General features: G+C 46.6%; 11 protein-coding genes. 5 read left to right on the forward strand and 6 right to left on the reverse strand.

Annotated features, from left to right (window positions below):
- Window positions 1-3 precede the first annotated feature (3 nt).
- From Q1A18_RS06790 to Q1A18_RS06800, 3 genes are all read left to right on the forward strand, one after another.
- Complete coding sequence (locus Q1A18_RS06790; protein WP_299578181.1) at window positions 4-447, forward strand: DMT family transporter; 444 nt, start codon at window positions 4-6, stop codon at window positions 445-447.
- Between the two features lie 148 nt (window positions 448-595).
- A complete protein-coding gene (locus Q1A18_RS06795; protein WP_299578182.1) occupies window positions 596-1141 on the forward strand; it encodes a GNAT family N-acetyltransferase in 546 nt (181 codons plus the stop codon).
- Window positions 1142-1400: 259 nt separating this feature from the next.
- Window positions 1401-2399: a DMT family transporter gene (locus Q1A18_RS06800; RefSeq protein ID WP_299578183.1), complete on the forward strand. Its 999-nt coding sequence runs from the start codon at window positions 1401-1403 to the stop codon at window positions 2397-2399.
- A gap of 67 nt (window positions 2400-2466) precedes the next feature.
- On the opposite strand, the gene Q1A18_RS06805 is transcribed toward Q1A18_RS06800, so the two are convergent.
- Entirely contained in the window at window positions 2467-3813 is a 1347-nt protein-coding gene (locus tag Q1A18_RS06805) for an FAD/NAD(P)-binding oxidoreductase (RefSeq protein ID WP_299578184.1), read from the reverse strand.
- A 1248-nt stretch (window positions 3814-5061) separates the two neighbouring features.
- Here Q1A18_RS06805 and Q1A18_RS06810 point away from each other — a divergent pair.
- Together Q1A18_RS06810 and Q1A18_RS06815 are read left to right on the forward strand one after the other, a co-directional pair.
- Window positions 5062-7344, forward strand: a complete 2283-nt coding sequence (locus Q1A18_RS06810) for a tetratricopeptide repeat-containing sensor histidine kinase (protein ID WP_299578185.1) — start codon at window positions 5062-5064, stop codon at window positions 7342-7344.
- A gap of 972 nt (window positions 7345-8316) precedes the next feature.
- On the forward strand, window positions 8317-9864 hold the full coding sequence (locus Q1A18_RS06815) for a TlpA disulfide reductase family protein (protein ID WP_299578186.1): 1548 nt from the start codon (window positions 8317-8319) through the stop codon (window positions 9862-9864).
- 231 nt (window positions 9865-10095) lie between these two features.
- On the opposite strand, the gene Q1A18_RS06820 is transcribed toward Q1A18_RS06815, so the two are convergent.
- The 5 genes from Q1A18_RS06820 to Q1A18_RS06840 form a co-directional block, all read right to left on the reverse strand.
- Window positions 10096-10812 carry a hypothetical protein gene (locus tag Q1A18_RS06820; RefSeq protein WP_299578187.1) on the reverse strand — a complete coding sequence of 239 codons (717 nt, stop codon included), beginning with the start codon at window positions 10810-10812 and terminating at the stop codon, window positions 10096-10098.
- Window positions 10813-10917: 105 nt separating this feature from the next.
- Window positions 10918-15633 carry an efflux RND transporter permease subunit gene (locus Q1A18_RS06825; RefSeq protein WP_299578188.1) on the reverse strand — a complete coding sequence of 1572 codons (4716 nt, stop codon included), beginning with the start codon at window positions 15631-15633 and terminating at the stop codon, window positions 10918-10920.
- A 62-nt stretch (window positions 15634-15695) separates the two neighbouring features.
- Window positions 15696-18776 carry an efflux RND transporter permease subunit gene (locus Q1A18_RS06830; RefSeq protein ID WP_299578189.1) on the reverse strand — a complete coding sequence of 1027 codons (3081 nt, stop codon included), beginning with the start codon at window positions 18774-18776 and terminating at the stop codon, window positions 15696-15698.
- 12 nt (window positions 18777-18788) lie between these two features.
- Window positions 18789-19847: an efflux RND transporter periplasmic adaptor subunit gene (locus Q1A18_RS06835; RefSeq protein ID WP_299578190.1), complete on the reverse strand. Its 1059-nt coding sequence runs from the start codon at window positions 19845-19847 to the stop codon at window positions 18789-18791.
- 26 nt (window positions 19848-19873) lie between these two features.
- Entirely contained in the window at window positions 19874-21358 is a 1485-nt protein-coding gene (locus Q1A18_RS06840; RefSeq protein WP_299578191.1) for a TolC family protein, read from the reverse strand.
- Window position 21359 lies beyond the last annotated feature (1 nt).

Raw genomic sequence — 21359 nt, forward strand, 5'->3', positions numbered from 1 at the left:
TTGATGAAAATTATTTACACGCTTATTGTTCTTTTAATCGGGTGTTTGCTGGCCATTCAGGGAAGTATTAACACCCAGCTAACAACATTCTTAAAACATCCTTTGCAAGGAGCATTAGTTAACTTCCTGGTGGGGTTTATCTGTCTGGTGGGGTTCAATTTAATTTTAAAAACTCAAACGCCAGACTGGGGACAGCTAAAAATAGCCCCTTGGTATTTATTTGCCGGTGGCATGCTGGGCGCCATTTTTGTATCATCAGTTATCTTTTTTATTCCCAAAATTGGCGTTAGTACCGTTTTAGCGGCATCCATTGCCGGACAACTTGTGGCCGCGTCCATCATCGATCATTTTGGCTATTTTGGTCTGGCCGTGCATCCTATTTCTGCAGGTCGGATTGCCGGCATCCTGCTCCTGCTTGGTGGAATATTTCTGATTCAGCGCTATTAAACAGACTTTCCCTCTGCACTTGTTATCCCTAAGATAAAAGCCGATCTTTGTCCTTCTTTTCCGTTGAGCTCGTTACCTGCAAAAGGAACTTGCCCGGGAAAGTGAGTTGAAACGATGCAAAGGATTCATCCTTCAAAACCAGTTTAGCATGAGAAGATTTCGCCTATACAACGATACGGACCAGCGCCTGGCTGATGCCTGGAATTTATATGAACAGTCCTTTCCTTCCGAGGAAAGACGAAGCTGGCACCTGCAACAGGAGATCATGAAGCATGAATCGTATCACTTCGATCTGATCCTGGTTGACGAAGCGTTCGTGGGCATTCTCCTGTGGTGGGAATTTGAGACAATCCGTTACATCGAGCATTTTGCCATATCGTCCACGCAGCGGAATTCCGGGCTCGGCAAAAGATGTCTTGAAGCCTTTCTGGCCGAAAGCCATCAGCAAGTCCTGCTGGAGGTTGAAAAACCGGAAGACTCGCTGAAACAGCGACGTATTGGTTTTTATGAGCGCATAGGCTTTTACCTGAACAACTACGACTATGCCCAGCCTCCGTATCAGGAAGGAGGGCCGTTTGTTGAATTGCTGCTCATGTCATACCCGGCTGCTTTAAGTGAAGCGGACTTTCAAGTCTTCCTAACCGAGTGCCATCCCATTATCCACCACCCCTATTTTGAAAAGAATCCGGGATAACTACCCCAGAGCCGGTGGATTGGCCAGCCTTCGGTCATTGACTGCCGCCACAAAAATACGAGCCCGCAACATCCTCAAAACTTACTGAGCTAAAACGCAGAAAGACTGCCAATTTCCTCTTTCAGAAACAAACCATACGAAGTGTATTTTTTCGTGTTGTTTATTGATGAAAAATGTGGATATTTGCGCACTTTTTTGGATCAGCCCAAGTGGCTTGATCGATTAACAATTAAACAATTACAAGTAAAACCGGATAGCCATGATTTCATCGACAACTAAAGGAACAATAATGATTTTGCTGTCGGCCATCTTTTTTGGTCTGATGCCTTTCTTCGCCTTAAAAACCTACGCCGAAGGATTTGATGTAAACAACCTTTTGTTGTACCGTTATACCTTTGCCTTCATCCTAATCGGCTTGTTTTGCATGTACAAACGCATTCAGATTCGGATAAGCCGGAAGCAGTTTTTTCACCTGTTGCTGGCTGCTTTGGTAGGAACCATGATGACCACCTATACGCTTTTTAAATCCTATCAATACATTTCATCGGGTTTAGCCAGCACCCTGCACTTTGTGTATCCGATCTTTACGCTGGCTCTGGCTTCGCTGCTGTTTAAGGAACGCTTTACAGGCCGAAAGCTGCTGGCCCTGCTCTTGTCATTTGCCGGCATTGCTATTCTGGCCACTGGCTCGGGTGGAGACCTGAACATGGTAGGTATTCTGTGGGCGTTGGCCTCCGGCATATTGTATGCCTTTTACATCATCACCATGGCTCACCCCGAGTTGAAAAACCTGAATTCCTTTACCGCCACCTTCTGGATATTTGGATTCACGGCGGTGCTGTTTCTCATTCAGGGGCTGGTAACCAACGACATCAACCTGCACTTCACCCCCAAAGCCTTGTTCTATACGCTTAACCTGAGTGTATGGTCCAGCTTTGCAGCCGTCGTTCTTTTCTTCAATGGCTTAAAACGCATCGGGCCGGGAAATGCCTCGCTGTTATCCACCCTGGAGCCACTTACCGGAGTTTTGGTGGGTGTGCTTGTTTTTCATGAAACGCTGGACATGAAAAGCCTGGTGGCCATGTTGTTGATTTTGGGCTCGGTATTCACCGTAATTCAGCATAAAGGCCAGCCGGCAGAAGCCGGCAAAGCCCCTTCAATTCCCTGGTGGAAAACCGCATTTTCCAGCCTTAAACGACACCAGCGGCTCGCCTATGTTTTTGTTCTGCTTAAAGGATCGAAAAAGCGGCCGCTGTAAAACAGAAAAGGGATTGCCTACTTCAACAGTACCTGCAATCCCTTTTCTTTTCTACCTGAACGTCGGCTTACATCAGCCCTTTCAGCATACCATGGTAATACATGGGTTTTAGGCCGTGAACCTTTAAAATCCACCACATGCCACGCTCCACTGCCGGATCGAGAAACGGAACAGTCGGCATCAACTCCTTGTCGTAGCCAAATTCGCACATCAATACTTTGCCATGCTCGGTAACAATCGGGCAGGCCGTATAGCCATTGTAAATCTGCTCCGGTTCTTTTCCTTCCATCATGGCAACCAGGTTTGCAGCTGCAATGGGCGCCTGAATACGAATAGCGGCCCCGGTCTTACTGGTTCCCAGGCCTGCCACATCACCCAGCACTACAATGTTGGGATAGTCGGGCTGAATTAATGTTCCTTCATCGACTTTCGCCCATCCACCATGTCTCAATTTCCCTTCAGTAATCGCCAGTGGCGAATGACGCATAAAGTCGGGCGCCTCCATCGGGGGTGTAAAGTGCAGCATATCGTAATCCACGCCAACCAGCTCCGAGTCGGCTACGCGGGGCAAATGAGCCAGCGTGGGCTCGTCCAGTCGTTGGAAAAAGGCCTTCTTAGCCTGCGTGTCCACCTTCACCAGCCGGTGCTGGTACTGAACGCCTACTCCACGTTCGTCATACAAGGTCTGCAGACGATCGCCATACACTGCAGGAGTCATCAGGTTATTGGAGTTGGAATAATAAGTCATTTCAAACCCCTCACAGATGCCTTCATCCCGCAGGTAATCTTCGGTCATCAGGGTAATTTTCTTGGGCGCTCCTCCACATTTTAACTTCGAATATGTGTCGGTAAACACCAGTTTCCCTTCCGGCTTTTCGCGCAGTTTGGTGATGGCCTCGTGGCACTTAATGGCCCCCTGGTAATCGTAAATGCAGTGCGCATTTCCTTCGCCCAGTGTTTCTCTGGAAATGCCTTCAATCCGGTCAAAATTCATTTGACAGCCGGGAGCCAATACTAAAAAGTCATAGCTTACTTTTCCATTCGCCCGGGTCATCAGGTAATTCTGGTCCGGAACCAGCTCTTCCACGAAATCTTTTAGCCACTTTACGCCTGAAGGCATCAGGTCCTTGTTCGGCTTCAAAATTTCCTCCGGCGTAAACACGCCCCCGGCAACCAGGGTGTATCCGGGCTGGTAGTGATGAATTTCCTGTGGTTCGATGATGGTGATATCGTCGTGCCGAAGCATATCCGACAAATAAGCCGCCATGGTTATTCCGGCTGCTCCTCCTCCTACAATCACCACTTTGGCCTTGGCCTCACTGGCCGATAGATATTGATAGGCTCGTCCTCCCAGAACAAGTCCTCCCAATCCGGCTACGCCGGCTGTTAAAAATTTTCTTCTTGATAGCGTCATGCTTTATCAAATTTTAGTTGGTTGGTTTTTGGTCAAGCCGCCAAAACTAGCTTTTCCCCAAAGGTCATCCTATGACGAATCTCATTGCAACGAAAGGCCCGGCTTTCCGACACGCTCATTTATTCGGATAGTTTGAAGGGAACAATTGATCATTTAACACGCAAAGACAGACGCTTTTCTGGCACCTTGGAGTTAAAAAAGTTATCGGTTGTCCGTTGTCGGTATTCAGTTGTCAGTTTTCGGTATTCATTGGTTTTTTGCTCTGTTTCGCTCTGTGCTTATAAAATTTGTCATTGATAGTCATTATTTGTCAATGATGGTTATTGGTTGTTAGTCGATAGCTATTTACGTGGTGCCCAGACAGGCAGATTGTGCGTGAGTTCGTACGTTCATGTCTTCGTGCGTTCTCCCTTCTACCTGGCTCATCTGCTCACTTTTCATTAACCCATCCGTCCCGGTTCCCGGGACACCTTCCCTTCGAGAAGAGAAGGAAATCCAACCACCAGCGTAAGGTGCGTTTTCTAATTAGATTGAGGAATACGCTTAGCGATAAAAGGAAGGCGCATAACACATGGGGCCTGGGAAATCACCTACTGCCTACTGCCTGTTTACTGTATTCTTTGCTGTTAAAAATTGATCTTCGGATAGTCAGCTATTCGGATTGTGCGTGAGTTCGTACGTTCATGTCTTCGTGCCTTCTCCCTTCTACCTGGCTCATCTGCTCACTTTTCATTAACCCATCCGTCCCGGTTCCCGGGACACCTTCCCTTCGAGAAGAGAAGGAAACCCAACCACCAGCGTCAGGTGCGTTTTCTAATTAGATAGAGGAATACGCTTAGCGATAAAAGGAAGGCGCATAACACATGGGGCCTGGGAAATCACCTACTGCCTACTGCCTGTTTACTGTATTCTTTGCAGTTAAAAATTGATCTTCGGATAGTCAGCTATTCGGATTGTGCGTGAGTTCGTACGTTCGTGTGTTCTTTTCTTTGCGTTCTCTTGGCGACTTGGCGGTTAAGAAGATTGTTATCAGTTTGGCTCTCGCTACTCGAAGCCTGTTAAAGTTGATTGTGCGTGAGTTCGTACGTTCATGTCTTCGTGTCTTCATGCCTTCACTCGTTCGTTGATCTGTCCGTTGAATTTAAAGCCAATACCAAATTCAGAAAAAAGAATCCATCCAGCATTATTTTTTCAGAGGTTTTCTCCGATTTCTTGCTATTTTAGTTTGCTTATTCTTCAACCCCGATAATGAGCAAATTATTCTTACTCCTTACCTTCTTTTTGGCTGCAATCCATGCTTCAGCTGGTAACCAAAGTGAACTGTGGCAACAAATACAAGGTTCAAAACATGATACAAGCCGTTTTCGTTTATTCACGGAATTAGCCGAGTATTACGATAAGCTTCCCCTACCCGATTCGGCCATTTTCTACAGCCAAAAGGCCATTCAAACAGGGCAAAGTGTTCAGCCCAAAAAGTCAGAAAAGACAAACCACAACTTGCTACTAAGCCGATGTTACCGGGTACTTGGATTTTCATTCTTCATGCAATATCAACTGGATAGCACCTATCACCACTTTCATCAGGTGGAGCAAATTGCCCGGCAAGAACTCAGCCAAGAAGATAACAAGCACCAGAAGCGCTATCAACAATTTTTAGCAGAATCACTCCGGAACATGGGAGTTATTAATTACCTAAAAGGCAATCTGGATCAATCCACCCAGCTGTACCTCCAAGCCATTCCCATCAGTGAAGCCTTACAAGACACTTCGGAGCTAGCCAACTCCTACTCAAAATTAGGCCTTACCTACAAAAAACAAGGAAAACTGGCAGAAGCTCTAAAATATTTCTACGAATCACTTCACTATTACGAACGTCTTAATCAACCCAAAGAAACAGCTGTCGCCTTCCTCAACATTGCAACCATTCACTACGATCAGAATAATCACGAAGAGGCCATTGAAGGCTATAAGCGCACCTTACAATTATTTAAAGCACAAGGCGATGAAAGAGGGGTCGCCATTTGTTTGTCCAATATTGGTAAGTCCTATGGGCACCTTGAAAATTTCGACCTGGCTTTGCAGTACGTACAAAAAGCCTTGGAAGTAAACCAAAAAAGGAATAATAAAGCGGGCATAGCCAATAACTATGGAAGCATCGCTATTCTTTATGAGAATATGGGCAAGTACGAACAAGCTTTAAGCTACTATAAAAAGACCTTAAAACAACAACAAGAGTTGAATGACATTCCCGGCTTGATCAACATTTATGGGAATCTGGCTTCTGTTCATATCAATCTGGCCAATACGAGTACGAGTTCGGCGCTTCGAGAATCACACCTCAACAGTGCCATTGCCTATGGAACTAAAAGCCGCCAACTTGCTCCTAACTTCAATGCCCCATTCCAACAAAAGGCAGTTACAATAGCACTTCGTGAAGCCTATACCCAAAAAGGAGATTACAAAAAAGCATTGGAATTTGCCAATGCAATTATTGAATTGAATGACACCATTTTCAATAAAAGTAAGGCGGAGGCAGTTGCTGAGGTAGAAGCGAAGTACGAAACAAGCCGGAAAGAACAACAGATTGAACTTCAAAAGAACCAGCTAGCTCAAAAAGAAATCTTGCTCAGTAAAGAACGCCTGTGGCGCAACTCGGCGATTATTGCCTTTTCCCTCACCTTGCTGGTTCTAATTCTGATATACCACAACTATAGCCAGCACAAGAAGAACAATCGCATCCTGAGGCTAAAAAATCAGTTGATTGAAGAACAGCGGAAAGAAATTCAGAAGCAAATGGACAAGCAATGCGAAACCAACAAACGCCTGAACGAGCTGGTCTTGTTTAAAGAAAAAATCACCGGAATGATTGTCCACGACTTAAAAAGTCCGTTGAATGGCATTATCAATAGTGGGTATATTGATGACGAAGAGCTTCGCAGTGAACTTGTCATTCACTCCGGTTACGAAATGCTCAACCTGGTTGATAACATGCTCAACGTTTATAAGGCCGACAGTACCGAAATGAAAGTAAATCCAAGGAAGAATGACTTATTCCAATTGGTTGAAAATGAAAAAACCGGACTGCTCTTTCTGCTCAACGAAAAAGAATTAAGCCTCAAAATTGAAGACATCACCCGCCCTGTTTTCTTTGCCGACAATCATTTAATCAAACGGGTAATTGCCAACCTGCTGAGCAATGCCGTTAAGTTTTCACCGCAAAAAGGAACCATTACGGTTCGCATAGAGCAACCAGGCGAAACAGATATCCGGATCGGGATTCGCAATCAAGGGCCTCACATTCCGGAAGAAAAACAGCACCTGATTTTTGAAGAATTTGGACAACATGACTTACGACAACTCGGAGTAACGGCCTCCACCGGACTGGGACTGACGTTTTGCCAGTTGGCAATAAAAGCTCATGGCGGAACGCTTGGCGTAAACTCATCGGAAGGCAGCGAGACGGAATTCTGGTTCAAATTACCCAACAGTGTTGTTGAAGAAGAAACTGAAAAATCAATCGAAAATAATTGATTGTCCGATTTTCGGATGTTCGGATAGTTCGTAAGTTCGTGACTTCTTGAGTTCGTGACTTCGGTTATCCGCTTTAAGCGTCTTCCTGAACTTGTTTCAGGATCTGTTGCTAATCAGAAGTTGTCGGTTTCGATTAAACGCTGACAGGACCTTCCGACGCTGACAGGACCTTCCGACGCTGTCAGGTTATGGGCTGCCGTTCACCGATGCGTTCTTTTCACCAAGGAAGAGTGGCACCGGGTTACCGGTGACGAGGTAGTTTTGTTGCCAATTCAGAATTAGTCCGCTTCCTTCTTTGTGCAGTTTTTGACCACCCCGTCCCCGACAAGTCGGGAACACCCCTCCTTGTCAGGCGGGGAAATGGGCCTGAGCCGGACAATAGACTTTGCGCCCAACGCAAAAGGAAGTGTTGAACATGGATGACACCACCACGCAAGGAACATTGGCCCAGCCGGAAGCTCGCCGTTGATCCCCAACTGCAGTTTGCTGCAAGCCGACTGGAGTTCGTCCGGGACCAACTCGAGTTCTGATTTTGCCGACTGCAGTTTGCTTAGAGCTGACTTCGCGGACCTTTTTGCCGAATCAATTCACCTCAGACCCGAATGAGTTTGGTTCAGACCCGAATTAATTCATGTTTTAGCCGAATTAATTCACCTCAAAGGGAACTGAATTCTGTTTTGACCCTCGCGAGTTCATGTTCGACCTCCGCGAGTTCGGTTTTGAGGTGGGGGGGGGTACCTCGGAGGTACCCCCCTGAGGTGTTAAATAGAAAATGCTTCGTAAAGATTATCAGCTATTTAGAACGAAAATAAAAAAGTGCTTACTCGTACATACATTTTGTAAATTTTTATAACTTAATCGGCGAAAACGAAAACAACTAAACTTAAAACGATCACTAATCAGATATATGTTGCACTGCAACTTACACATACCTTGTGTTCAATTTTAAAAGAAACAGAAGACCATAAAATAATGAAAAACCAATTACTGATTTTAACATCCATTTTTTTCTTGGCAATAAATATTAGTTGTAACAAACCGACAAATTCGATTCAGCAGCCAAAAGAAGTTACCATAACTGGGCAAGTAATTAACAAACATAATTATGACCCAAAAACAATCGTCATAATCATTAATGACGTAGCTTCAGGAGAACAAATCAAATTTCTTGATGATTTGGATGAAAAAGGAAACTTCGAAATAAAATTTGAAAGGTATTATCCTCAGGAAGTCATGTTAAAGTATTTCTCAATATGGGAAATATTTGTTCATCCAGGAGACAGTATTCATATTGAATTGGATGCTGAAAAAATGAAATCAAATGAAACTATTTATAATGCTTTGACTTTTTCAGGAGATGCAATAACCGAAAACCAACAGCTTTCTGCTTTTAATGCATGGTTTAGCCCAATACGAAAAAAAGAATCTCAGTCAAGAGTAGAAGAAAGTCGTTATAATTTTGAAATGTATAAACAATACAGGGATAGTTTGAGAAATGAATACCAAAAAGAATCTAATGAATTTATAAAGGCGAATAAAATCTCAGAGCCAATAAAAACCTGGATTTATTATGAAATTGAACATGACTACATTCATAATTTGGTAAACTATCCAAGACATCATCGTCAATTGAATAATTATGAAAAAAGTTGGGATGTACCAGTCGATTATTATGATTTTTTTATAGAATCAAAACTTAATTCCAGATTCATTGCTAACGCACATTTTGCAAAATCCTTTCTGAACGAATTTTTTATCTTTTATGTCCGTGGTCATATCAGGCAAGAACTAATCACCAAGGGTTTAGTAAAAGACACAATTTTCCCGAATGGTAGAACAGCACAACGTTGGCTTGTGGAAAATATTGATTCTGTTATAATTAGTGGAATAGACAAGTTAACTCCAGACGAAATAAAACAATATATGCTAAGTAATTACTTTATTATGAAGCAAAGGCAGAACAGCGATACGGAAACCTATGAAGAGTATTTGCCACTTATAAATAAGGAGATTAAGGAACCATTTTTATTGGCAAACCTGAAAAAGAATTATGAAGAGAATAAGAAATTAGAGAAATCACCCCAATCAAATAGGAAGAAAATATTTGATGCTGAAGATAACTTAGGAACTGAGATATTAAAGAAAATTATTTCGGATAACAAAGGCAAAGTAATTTATATCGATTGTTGGGCAATTTGGTGTGGACCTTGTATTGCAGAAATGCCTAATTCGAAAAAATTGATGACTGAATTAAATAACGAAAAGGTTGAATTTGTATTCCTGTGTTGTAATTCACCTGCGGATGCAGGAAAGAAAAAAGTGGAAGATTTGAAACTTGGAGGAACACATTATTTTTTAAATCAAGACCAAACAAATTATATTCAAAAAGAACTTGCGTTTTCATCGTATCCTAACTATGTTCTAATTGACAAGAAAGGAAATATCGTAACATCAAGTCCATTTAATAGCCCAAGTAATATTGAGACAAAGAAAAAGATATTAGAATTGATTAATGAATAAAAAACAGAACCACCTACTCCGCTAGCACAGTTTTACAAACCGTGTCTTGCCGGTAAAAGCAAGAAGTTATTTGCCCACCTACCCCTCGTCTCAGCAAAGCGGTGCCGAGGGGTAAGCTGCTTGTCGTTTGCAACGACGCGACACCAACCAATTGCTTTGAAAAGCCTTTGTTGTTAGCTTTCCATTTAAATAGCTTGGGGCAGCACACCGGACTCACGACTCACGACTTCTTTAAATGAACTTCTCGCGTTTTTGCAGGTTAAACAGGCCGTAGAGGGTAAACAACAGGGTACCGACGATCAGAAAAATACGGTTTTTCAGCACGATGCCTTCCCACACTACTTCATTCATATTTCGGGGAACACTGAGTGGATTGAGGAACACATTCCAGTAGGTACGCTGCAGGGCATCGCTAAAGATGAGCAGCACCACCCCCAGAATGACCATCACCACCGCAGTTCCGTTGCCATTTTTAATGATGGTGGAAAACATAAACGCCAAACTGCCCAGAAACAAAACCGGAAACATGAGTTGCCGGGCTATTTCAACTAAATTAACGGGCGTAAGGAAAATAGAACTCACCCCGGCAAAGGCCAGCAGCAACAGGAAAACCAATACAAAAACCAGTACGAGCCGCACCAACCACACTTTGTAGCGGTAGTCGGGTATGCCGAATAAAATTTCGAGAATACCGGCGTCCAAATCGTTCTGAATTCCAAAGGTCATGGGGTAAAAAATCAGCAGCATGGCCGGAAAGATCAGGATGCCATACACAAACTCTTCATCAGGCACCTCGCCATTCCAAACGGCAGTAATGGCCACAAAAGCAAAAAAGGCAAAAGCAGCCAGTAAAAACCAGATAAAGCGGCCCCCAAAGATGATCCGGAAATTGTATTGAATCATTTTACGGATCAGGTTTATCGTATTCTTTAATTTGAGTCTATTCATTTTTAAGTAAGAGTTTTCAGTTGAGAGTTATCGGTTATCAGTTAATCGTCCCTTGTCAATCGTCCAATCGTCAATAATTTTGCCTTTGCCTCTGCCTCTGCCTTCCTATTTCAAATCTTTAATCAGGCACAAGTAAGCGTCTTCCAAAACCGGCTTGGCCTCAATGGCGTCCTCCGCAGGTTGCTCATGGCTCAGCATGCGCACCCGAATCTTATCCTCCACCCGCATGTGGTGGGTCACCATGTGTTTGTTGGGCATTTGGTCGAACTCCGCCACATCCACATCAAACTGCCACACCAGCTTATCGGCCAGGTTCACCATCGCAATCGGAGTTCCGTGATACTTCACCCGCCCGCGGTTGATGACAGCCACCTGGTTACACGAGCTGGAAATATCTTCAATAATGTGGGTGGAAAAGATCACGATTCGCTCGCGGCTCAACTCGACCAACAGGTTCCGGAAGCGAATCCGTTCGCGCGGATCCAGACCGGCAGTCGGCTCATCCACCACCAATATTTTAGGCAGATGAAGCAGGATTTGAGCAATCCCGATTCGCTGCTTCATTCCTCCGGAAAATGACCCGATTTTGTCGCCGCGTTTTTCCCACATATGCACCGACTTCAGTACATATTCAATGCGCTCCCGACGGGCTTTGGCATCGGTCAGTCCTTTCAGCAATGCCTGATAATCCAGGAATTCCTGCGCCGGCATATTTTCATAGGTTCCAAATTCCTGCGGCAAATAGCCAATCAGTCCCTGCAACTCTTCCCGCTTTTTCTGGGTGTCAATTCCATTGATCCACACCTTGCCATAGCTCTGCTCAAATATTCCGCAGATAATCCGCATCATGGTCGATTTTCCGGCTCCGTTGGGCCCCAGCAAACCAAACATGCCGGTGCCTATCTCCAGCGACACCCCATCCAGAGCTTTAAAGGGCACTTTTCGTTTCCCGATAACCGGAATTTGTTTCACCAGGCGCAAGGTGGTCCTCCGCAGGTTTCCAAAGCGTCCGGTAATCCGGTCAATATTCACTTTCTCATCATACAGGCGCCGTGCCGTAACCGAAATAAGCAAGGCCAAATACCACAGAACGGCAAAGGCCACCACCAAGCCAATAAAGTTGGTTTTCTTCCACAGCACAAACAGCTCAACCAAAGGCAGCAACCAAAACAGGAACAGCTTGCTGTATTTCTGAATGGCCTTGAACAAGCCGCCGGAGCTTGCCGCTTGCCGGTGTTCCAGGTAAATGGCTACCGGTTTCCAAATTTGGTTCAGGTAGAGGTAAACCATAACCAACATGAAGCTGATCCAGAAAGCTGAGGCGAGGTAGAAAAACGTAAAATAGATCAGGAACGCCAGCAGGGGCAGTTGCCAAATCAGCTGATCAAATTCCCGGATGGACCGGTATTCCTTTTCCAGCCCGGCCCGTCGACGAATGTTCAATCCTCCAGTCCATTCGCGGCTAAAGCGTCCCGGCCGGTCATAAATTTTCACCAGATTTTGAATAACGATATGCACCCGGTCATCGGGCCCAATCAGTCGGGTTCCCGCTTTTTTCAAGCTGTTTAGCACAAACCAGGTCATCCCCGGTACCAGCACCACGGCCAACACTGTATCCAGCAGTTGCCAGGTCAGGGCATCCACCTCCAAGTAAATCCAGCTCAGGATGGCTCCCATGGCCAGCAGCTGAAAAGCTTTCAGTTTCCAGTCCAGTTGGTAAAACCACTCCAAGGCACTTTCCAGTCCCGAATAAAAGGTCGGAATAAAGATGAGGGTCAGCACCGTACTCAAGGCTAATCCGCCAATAACAATAATGGCAAAGGGAGCCCCAATCACGCTGACATACTCGGCTTGTCCCATGGCCAGCGGCACCATGGCCACAATGGTGGTAATGGTGGTAATCAGAATGGGACGCACCCGCGACAAGCCCGCGGTCATCAGTGCCCGCGGACGACGATAGCCCTGCTTGCGCAAAATGTTGCTGTAGTCAATCAAAATAATCCCATTGTTGACCACCACACCCAGCAAAATCAGGAAGCCAATCATGGTATTGGCATTGAACAAGCTGTTGCCGGTAAGCAACAGGGCCAGCAGCGAACCAATAGCGGCCAGCGGAATGGAAAACAGCAACACAAAAGGCGTGGCAAAGGATTCGAAAACCGAAGCCAGAATCATAAAAATCAGAATGATGGCGGCCAGAATCAGGAACTTAAACTCGCCCAGGTCGTCTTCTTCATGAATCACCTCGGCAGCAACGCCCGATGGAAAGTTATAGGAGGCAATCAGCTCATCAATTTCGTAACGGTAGGAAGCCAGCAAATCATTGGACTGCTGTGCCTCATCAATCAAGCTGTAGGTAATTTCAATTTGTTTTTCCTGGTTCACCCGGTTAATTCCGGCCAGCCCACGGGCATACACCAGCTGGGCAAAATCCTGCAGGTCGTGCAGCCCTCCGGCAGCATCGCTCACTTGCAACAGCTTCAGGTCATCCATCGTTCGGGTGTCGTCCTCCAGCGGGTCTTCCTCCCCCTGCCGAATGATAATTTCATACTCATCCACCCCTTGGTTAAACTGTACACCGGTAGAAATTTCGCCCGAAAACGAATTCAGCTCGCTGGTAACCTGGCTGATGTTGATGTTGTATTCCGTCATCAGCAAGGGGTCGAACAGCATGTGCACTTCCGGCCGGTTATCCGACACGTTCAGCCGCACCCGGTTGATGAAATCCAGTTCTTCCAGGAAGTACTCAATGTCTTCGGCTACGGTCTGCATCATCTCGAAATCCTGCCCTTTCAGCACCACTTTTTCTTCGTTGCTGCCAATCCCCAGCAAGCGTTGGAAATTACCCATCATATTTCGACCGCCACCGCCAAAGCCGCCACCACCACCGCCGGAGCTGCTTTGTTCAAACGAGATTTCGGCCGAACCGATATTCCGGGTCAGCTCACTGATTGATGACTTAATTTCAGCAAAACTACGGCCATCTATTTTTTCAAAATCCTCCACCAGCTTCACCGTCACCACTGCTTCTTCTTCCTCAATGGTGCTAAGCACATCCTGCTTTTCCTTCACCTCCTCCAGCTTTTCTTCAATCTTGCTAACCGTTTCATCAGTCGTTTCCAGGCTCGACCCGGAAGGCATGGTCACATACAGCTGAATTTGATCGTTCTCCACTTCCTGCAAAGAACTGACACTGATTGCCAAACTGGCAAACACCGTGATGAAAAAGATTGCCACCGCGCCCAGAATTGTTCCGGCCGGATTGCGCATGCACGATTTCAGCAACAACATGTAAATCTGCACCATCCGGTTGTTCGTGGTCAGCTTCTGGAATGCAATGTCCTTTCCCTTTTTTCGTTTCAGAATGAAATGAACAGCCATGGGCACAAAAAGCAAGGCCACCAACAGCGACACCAGCAAAGTTGAAATGATGGAGACACCCACATGCTTACCCAGCATTTCAATCATGAAGTTGGACGAAAACACGAACGGCAGAAAGACCGTGATTGTGGTGAGCGTAGCCGCCAGAATGGAGCGCCAAACTTCCGTGGTTCCTTGTGTTACGGCCGAATCGGCCTCCTGTCCCTGGCCGGCAAGCCGGTAAATATTTTCGAGCACCACCACACTGTTGTCGAGCAGCATGCCGATAGCCAGCGCCATCCCCACCAGCGTAAGGCTGTTCAGGGTAATGTCGTAAGCATAAAACAGGTTGAAAGCCGTGAACACCGACACCGGAATTGCCAGCGCGATGAAGGCCACAATGCGCACGTTTTTCAAAAACATCCACAACACAAACACGGCCATCAAGCCCCCAATCAGCGCCAGGTTGATGATCTGATCAATGTTCTCCTCCATCGTTTCGGCGGAGTTGTCCTGCACAAAGAGCTGAACATCTTTTCGGGCCAGCTTTTCATTCAATCGTTCAACCAGCTCCTTCGTTTTATGCGACAATTCAATCTGGTTGGCCTGCGAGTCATTAATCAGCCGAATGGTAACCGCATCCTGCCCATTCACGCGGCTGTAGCTGGTTTCTTCTTTCACCCCAAACCGAATATCGGCAATATCCTTTAGCAGAATGGGACCTTCGGCAACCACCAGCCGTTCCAGATCACTCACCTGCGTATATTCAGCCGTAACATGAACGAAGTAATGCTTTTCCTTTTCGCGAAGCGCCCCCACATAGGTACGCGACTGCGAATTTTGCGAGAGCAGCGAACGAATCTGTCCCGGAGTAATGTGATAAGCTTCACAAGCCTCCATATCCAGAATCACCTCGATGGATTTTTCTTTTCCGCCAAAGACATTCACCCCGGCAATCCCATCCAGGTTCTCCAAATCGGGAGCAATCTCCTGATCCACCAAATTCCGAATCCGGTCTACTCCACCACCACCACGCGCTTGCAGCTCCATAAACTGGCTGCTCATCTGAGACAGATCCACCCGGTTAACACTTACCCGAACGCCTTCGGGCAAATCTCCCTGTATTTCATTGATTTTTTCCTGCAGCTTGAGGTAGGCGAAGCTAAAATCAACCCCTTTCTGATAATAGACAATCACGGTTCCCATGCGGGACGTGATGGTAGATTCGAGCGACTCAATCCCTTCCAGCGTTCCCACGGCTCCTTCAATGGGAATGACCACCTCATTTTCGAGGTACTCCGGATCAGCTTCCTGCGGTGCAACAGCCTGAACAAAGAGGAAGGGAAGCTCTACATTGGGCAGTAGCTCCACCCCCAGCTGTTTGTAGGAAACATAGCCCAAAAGGGTTAGTCCTAAAAACAACATGCTAATCAGGGTCTTTCTATCGATGATAAATTTCATTGGTCTATTTTCCATTTAACTGGTTACCATTTACGAATTGTCAACCGTAAATGAGCAAATCGTCAATTCTTATTTTTGATCCGGTCTTTAATTCCCTCAATGGCATCGTACATACACGGAATGACAATCAAAGTCAGCAAGGTGGAGGTCACCAAACCACCAATAACCGCCAGCGCCATGGGCGAACGCAGCGAGGCACTTTCACCAATTCCCAGGGTTAGTGGGAACAAGGCCAAAATCGTTGTTAAGCTGGTCATGATGATCGGGCGAATCCGTTGCTGTCCGGCTTGTAAAATTGCCGCGCGCCGTGCCATGCCCTCCTGCCGCAATTGCAGGATGCGGTCGACAAAGATGATGGAGTCGTTCACGGCAATACCCACCAGCATGATGATACCGATGTAAGCCATGATGTTGAGTGTTTTTCCCAGCAGGAAGAACACCAAAACAGAGCCCACCACCGCCAACGGGATGGTCAGCAAAATCGTGAACGGGTGCAGCAACGACTCAAACTGCGAGGCCAACACCATATACACCAGCACAATGGATAAAAGCAAGGCGAAGCTCAGGCTGGCCATAGACTCCTGCCGTTTTTCTTCTTCACCACTAATGTTCACTTGGTAGTCGGGAGGAATGCTCATGGGAGCCAAGGCCGCACGAATTTCCTTGACAGCCTGATCCAGCGGGACATCCTTATCCAGCTGGGCCGTAATTTTTCCAATCCGGTTTTGGTTGCGGCGGTACACCTCTTTGGGTGATTGTCCGATATGAATGTCCGCCAACTCGCTGACCATAAACTCCTGGTTATTGCTTGAAATCATCAGTTCGTCCAACTGCGCCAATCCCTTATCCGGAAGCTTCAGGGTAATGTCCTGCATTTCGCCCTGCCGTTCCACCTGCCCGGCCAGCTTTCCTTCCAGCTGATCCTGAATTTGCGACACAATGGTGTTCACACTCAGGTTATACATCCCGGCCCGCAAACGATCCACCATGATTTCCACTTCAGGCGAACCTTCTTCCAGCGACGACTCAAAATTGTACATGCCCGGCAGCCCTTCAACCCGCTGTTTCACTTCAGCAGCAAGCGATTCAATCACCGCCAGGTCTTCTCCCTGCACTTCAATAACCAAAGGAGCCTCGTCGGTTCCCATAATACTTTTCAAGGCCGTTTCATCCTGATGATAACTGATTTCCATCCCCGGAATTTCACCCACGGCCTGGCTGATTTTGCGGATGGCAGCCGTTGAGATCAGTTCGCTTTCCGGAGCCAAAATGATTTTTATGCTGGCGGTATTTTCGCCTTCAAAAATATCGGTGGTAGAGCTGCTGATGCCACTGGTTGGCCCCACATGGCTGAAACTGGTTTCCAGGTTGTCACCCAACAGTTCAGCCACAATGGCTTCCATATTTTCCACAGCGGCCGTAGTACGAGCCAGGCGTGTGCCTTCCTGCATTCGAATTTCGATACTGAATTCGCGGGTTTCTGTTTTCGGCATAAATTCGGTACCAATAAAAGGAACCAGCAAAGCGGATCCGGCCACCAGAATAAGTGCACCCAGGATAACCACCCATTTTACCTTCAGCACCTTGTCCAGGAAATTCCCATAGCCTTTCACCTGAACCGAGCGTGATTTCACCTGCTTCTTCCTGTTCTTATAAAACAGGTTGAACAGCATGGGAATAAACAGAATGGCCACTGCCAGGGATGAAACCAATGAAAAAGCAACCGTCCAGGCCTGATCTTTAAACAGCTCGCCCGACGCACCATGCAGGTAAACAATGGGCAAAAACACGATGATCGTGGTGATGGTTGATGCGGTGATGGCACCTCCCACTTGCGAGGTTCCCAGAATCGCGGAATCGCGCACCGATAGACCCGACTCGTGGTTTCGGAAAATGTTTTCCATCACCACAATGGCATTGTCAACCAGCATGCCGGCCCCCAGCGCCAGCCCTCCCAAAGTCATTATATTCAGGCTAAGACCGTTAAAATACATGAGGTTGAAAGTGGCAATGATTGAAATGGGAATGGCAACACTGATAATCAGCGTGCTTCCGGCCCGCCGCAAGAACAGAAACAGCACAAACACGGCTAATAAAATTCCCAGCAAGGCCGACTCTTCCACCTCATTAATGGCATCGCTGATAAAGCTGCCCTGGTTGGTCACCATTTGCAGTTGGTAGCCGGGCAGCGCTTTTTGAATGTCCGCAATGCCTTCGTTGATTTGCTCAACGGCTTTCACCGTGTTAAACTTCGTTTCCTTATAAACAGAAAGGCCCAAACAACGCTTGCCATTCAGGCGAACAATATTCTCAGGATCCTTATTCTGAAAACGAACGGTGGCCACTTCACGCAGGTAAATGGGGGCAAAAGCCGCCTCGGCATTATCGGCCGTAATTTGTTTATAGCCTACAATCACGTTTTCAAAATCCTCAACATCCGTTAGCAGGCTCACCCCTTTCACCACATAGCGCAGGCCCATCTCTTCAATGCTTCCGCCCGAAATATTCTGATTGAAGCTGGCAATACGAGTGCTGATTTCATCCAGCGACAAGCCAAAAGCATCCAGCAAGTATTCGCTGGTTTCAATGAGCACTTCCACTTCCTGTGCACCCGACACATCCACTTCGGCCACCCCTTCCAAACGAATCAGCTCGTTGCGAATGTAGTTGTCGGCAACCTTGCGTAAGTCGTTCATATCGTCGTTGGTGGCATGGCTCAAGCCCAAGATCATTACCGGTGAAGTGTTTGGATCGTGCTGGGTAATGTTGATGGCATCAATATCCTGGTTTTGGGCAAAGGAGGTCACGGCTTTCTGTAAATCCAGAAAGGCATCGTCCATGTCCTTGTTCCAGGCATATTCAACCGTAATCTGGGCGCTTCCCACTTTGGAAACCGACGAAACTTCCACCACATCCGACTGCCGGATTGCCAAAGCTTCGAGGTTTTCCACAAACTGATTTTCCATTTCCTCCGGCGGCCGTTCACCCGATTCCAGCTCAATAAACAGGCGCGGGTTATTCAGGTCCGGAAACAGGTCAACGCCCAGCTTATCGTAGGAGATGTAGCCCAGAAGCACCACGCCAAGCACCATCATCAAAACAGTAACCGGATAATTGACCGAAAATTCGCTTAACTTCTTCACGGGATATCCTTTCTATTTGATGATTTTTACTTTCGAACGGGCACGCAAGGTCTCAAAGCCTTTCACCACCAATCGGTCGTTGGCTTTCAAGCCGGAAGTAATCTCCACCTTATCCTGATTTTCATAGCCCAGGGTCACCTGTTTTTGCTCAGCCGTTCCCTGCTCAACCACAAAAACCGACTTGCCCCGCTGGTTCGAGATGATCACCTCTTTCGGAATGACGATGACACTGTCTTTCCGATCAAGCACAATCTCGGCCTGCACAAACATTCCCGGCCGCAGCTTCAACTCGTCATTATCGATGCTCAACTTTCCTGTGAAAGTGCGCGTTTCGGTGCTGATCGCCGGCGATAATTCCCGAACCATCCCGTGCAAAGTATCTTCGGGCAAAGTGTAATTCATCACGCGTACATCCTGGTTCGGCTCCACCTGGTTGATGTATTTCTCCGGCAGGTTCACTTCCAGCTGCAACTTCTCATAGCTCATCAGGCTGACCACTTCGGTGCCGCTGGTTACTTTTGTTCCCTGAGTGAAATAAGGCAATTGGGTAATCACCCCGCCAAACGGTGCACGCACATTCATCTTTTCCATCTGAATTTTAGCCAGTTCATAACTGTCGCGTGCATTAACGGCCGACACCTCGGCGTTACTCAATTCACTTTGTGTTACCCCACCCTTGTCGAAAAGCGATTTTTGCTTGGTATAGTTTTGCTCTGAAATTTTCAGGTTCAGCTCTTTGGACTGCATCCCAAGGTTATTGACATACTCTTCATCCTCCAACTTCACAATCACCTGTCCCTGATTGACCCGGTCGCCCAGCATAAACGGTTTGCCGGTCTTCGGATTGGTCGCCAGGGTATAGCGACCGGCCATCTCCGTTGTCAGCGTAGCCTCTTTGGTCGCCACCACGGTACCTGTCGTATTAATGGTTTGCTCGATAAAGCCAGGTCTCAACTCCTCAACCGAAACCGGGATGGCAATTTCAGTTTCCGAATCAGCACTTTGGTTGTTGCACGCAGTCAAACCCAGTAGTGCGGATAAAATTACGGTAGTATACAAATTGATCTTCATGGGATTGCGTTTTATAAGGATGGTTTTTAGTTATTACTTTTTTGAATTAGTTCTTCGGGAACAATGCCTCGTCCCAGCTCAAAGTCGTACAGGGTTTGAATCTTCAGGTTGAGCAGTTCTATTTTATAATCGATTAAAGACTGTGCGTAAGCCATTTTCTTTTCCGAAAGCTGGGTTTGAAACAGGTTCAGGTCCATGCTGGTCAGGTCGCCATTGGCATAGCGCTCCAGGTTGATCTCGTAGGTCAGCTGGGCATTCCGCTCGTTTTGCTCGGCGATGGTAATTTGGTTTTTGAGGTTCTGCAACGAACGATACACCTGACGAATATCCATGATGATTTGAATTTTCTGCTGTTCAAAACTCAATTCCTGGGTTTTAATCACAGCTTCCTGGGCTCTCATTCGGGATTTTTTCTCGCCCCAGTCAAACAAGGGCACATTGAACGAAAGCGAAACCCGCGGGTTGTTCGTTGGATTCTGATAGATGTTGGACAACTTGGGATCATCGCCAATGATTCCGACCGAAAGGTTCATCTCCCCTTGAAACTCATTCAAGGCGTTGGTGCGAATCAGATCAAATTGCGAAGTTTCAATGTCAATCTCCCGCTGGCGAAGCTCCATGCGCGAACCCAATCCATAATTAATGGCATTTTTCAAATCGACCGCAACAGGCGTGGCATCCACATTAGCCATCACGGCAATCTCCTCAAAAATATCCATGCCAATGTACTGCTTGAACTGGTCTTTATAATTTTCCAGACTCACCTGCTGGTTTTGTACGTTCGACTTGGCGGTGGCATAGTTCAATTCAGCCTGATACAGCTCCTCGCGGGCAGCCAGTCCGGCCTCTACCTTGTTTTTTGTGATCTCGTAACTTTTTTCGGTATTCGCCAATTCGTCCTTCGAAATATTCAGGCTCATTTGAGCCATGTACACATTGTAGAAATACTGTGTCACCAACTTCTCCAGATTAAGCAGCTGCATGGCATAGCTCAGGTTCGAGTTTTCCAAATCCAGTTGTAGTTCCCTCAGCTGCAGTCGAAGCCGGTTGTAGGTGAACAGCGGCTGAGCCAAGCTGATGTATAAATTATTGGTAAACGACCGATCTTCCACATTATTAATGTCACTGTTGCTCTTTTGCCAGCCAAAGCGGTTAACCAGCGAAACCGTTCCGTCGGTCAGCAAAATAGGCTGCGACACGGTAAAGGTTCCCGACGAACCAAACGACTCATTGGTATACCAGGAAGAATAATAATCATCAAACGAGCGGGTACGGCTGTATTCCACCGGGTTCAGGCTGAGCGAAAACTGCGACTTCAATGCTGCTTTCTGGGCATTGAGCGACTCCTGCGAACGCTCCAGATTCAGCAAGGATCGCCGAATATCGGGGCTGTTTTGCGAGGCAATTTCCATCGCTTTCTCCAGACTTAGCAGCTGTTGGGCCCAAAGTGCGCTTACCGGAAACAAGACCAGCAAAATCAGGAACCTAAGTTTAACGAAAGTAGATTTCATA

The organism is uncultured Sunxiuqinia sp. (assembly GCF_947495665.1).
Classification (GTDB): domain Bacteria; phylum Bacteroidota; class Bacteroidia; order Bacteroidales; family Prolixibacteraceae; genus Sunxiuqinia; species Sunxiuqinia rutila.

What these genes read in the sequence shown, in the direction of transcription:
- Q1A18_RS06835 (WP_299578190.1), bottom strand. Translation starts at nt 19,847, where the DNA reads ATGAAGATCAATTTGTATACTACCGTAATTTTATCCGCACTACTGGGT.
- Q1A18_RS06795 (WP_299578182.1), top strand. Translation starts at nt 596, where the DNA reads ATGAGAAGATTTCGCCTATACAACGATACGGACCAGCGCCTGGCTGAT.
- Q1A18_RS06800 (WP_299578183.1), top strand. Translation starts at nt 1,401, where the DNA reads ATGATTTCATCGACAACTAAAGGAACAATAATGATTTTGCTGTCGGCC.
- Q1A18_RS06805 (WP_299578184.1), bottom strand. Translation starts at nt 3,813, where the DNA reads ATGACGCTATCAAGAAGAAAATTTTTAACAGCCGGCGTAGCCGGATTG.
- Q1A18_RS06820 (WP_299578187.1), bottom strand. Translation starts at nt 10,812, where the DNA reads ATGAATAGACTCAAATTAAAGAATACGATAAACCTGATCCGTAAAATG.
- Q1A18_RS06825 (WP_299578188.1), bottom strand. Translation starts at nt 15,633, where the DNA reads ATGAAATTTATCATCGATAGAAAGACCCTGATTAGCATGTTGTTTTTA.
- Q1A18_RS06810 (WP_299578185.1), top strand. Translation starts at nt 5,062, where the DNA reads ATGAGCAAATTATTCTTACTCCTTACCTTCTTTTTGGCTGCAATCCAT.
- Q1A18_RS06840 (WP_299578191.1), bottom strand. Translation starts at nt 21,358, where the DNA reads ATGAAATCTACTTTCGTTAAACTTAGGTTCCTGATTTTGCTGGTCTTG.
- Q1A18_RS06815 (WP_299578186.1), top strand. Translation starts at nt 8,317, where the DNA reads ATGAAAAACCAATTACTGATTTTAACATCCATTTTTTTCTTGGCAATA.
- Q1A18_RS06790 (WP_299578181.1), top strand. Translation starts at nt 4, where the DNA reads ATGAAAATTATTTACACGCTTATTGTTCTTTTAATCGGGTGTTTGCTG.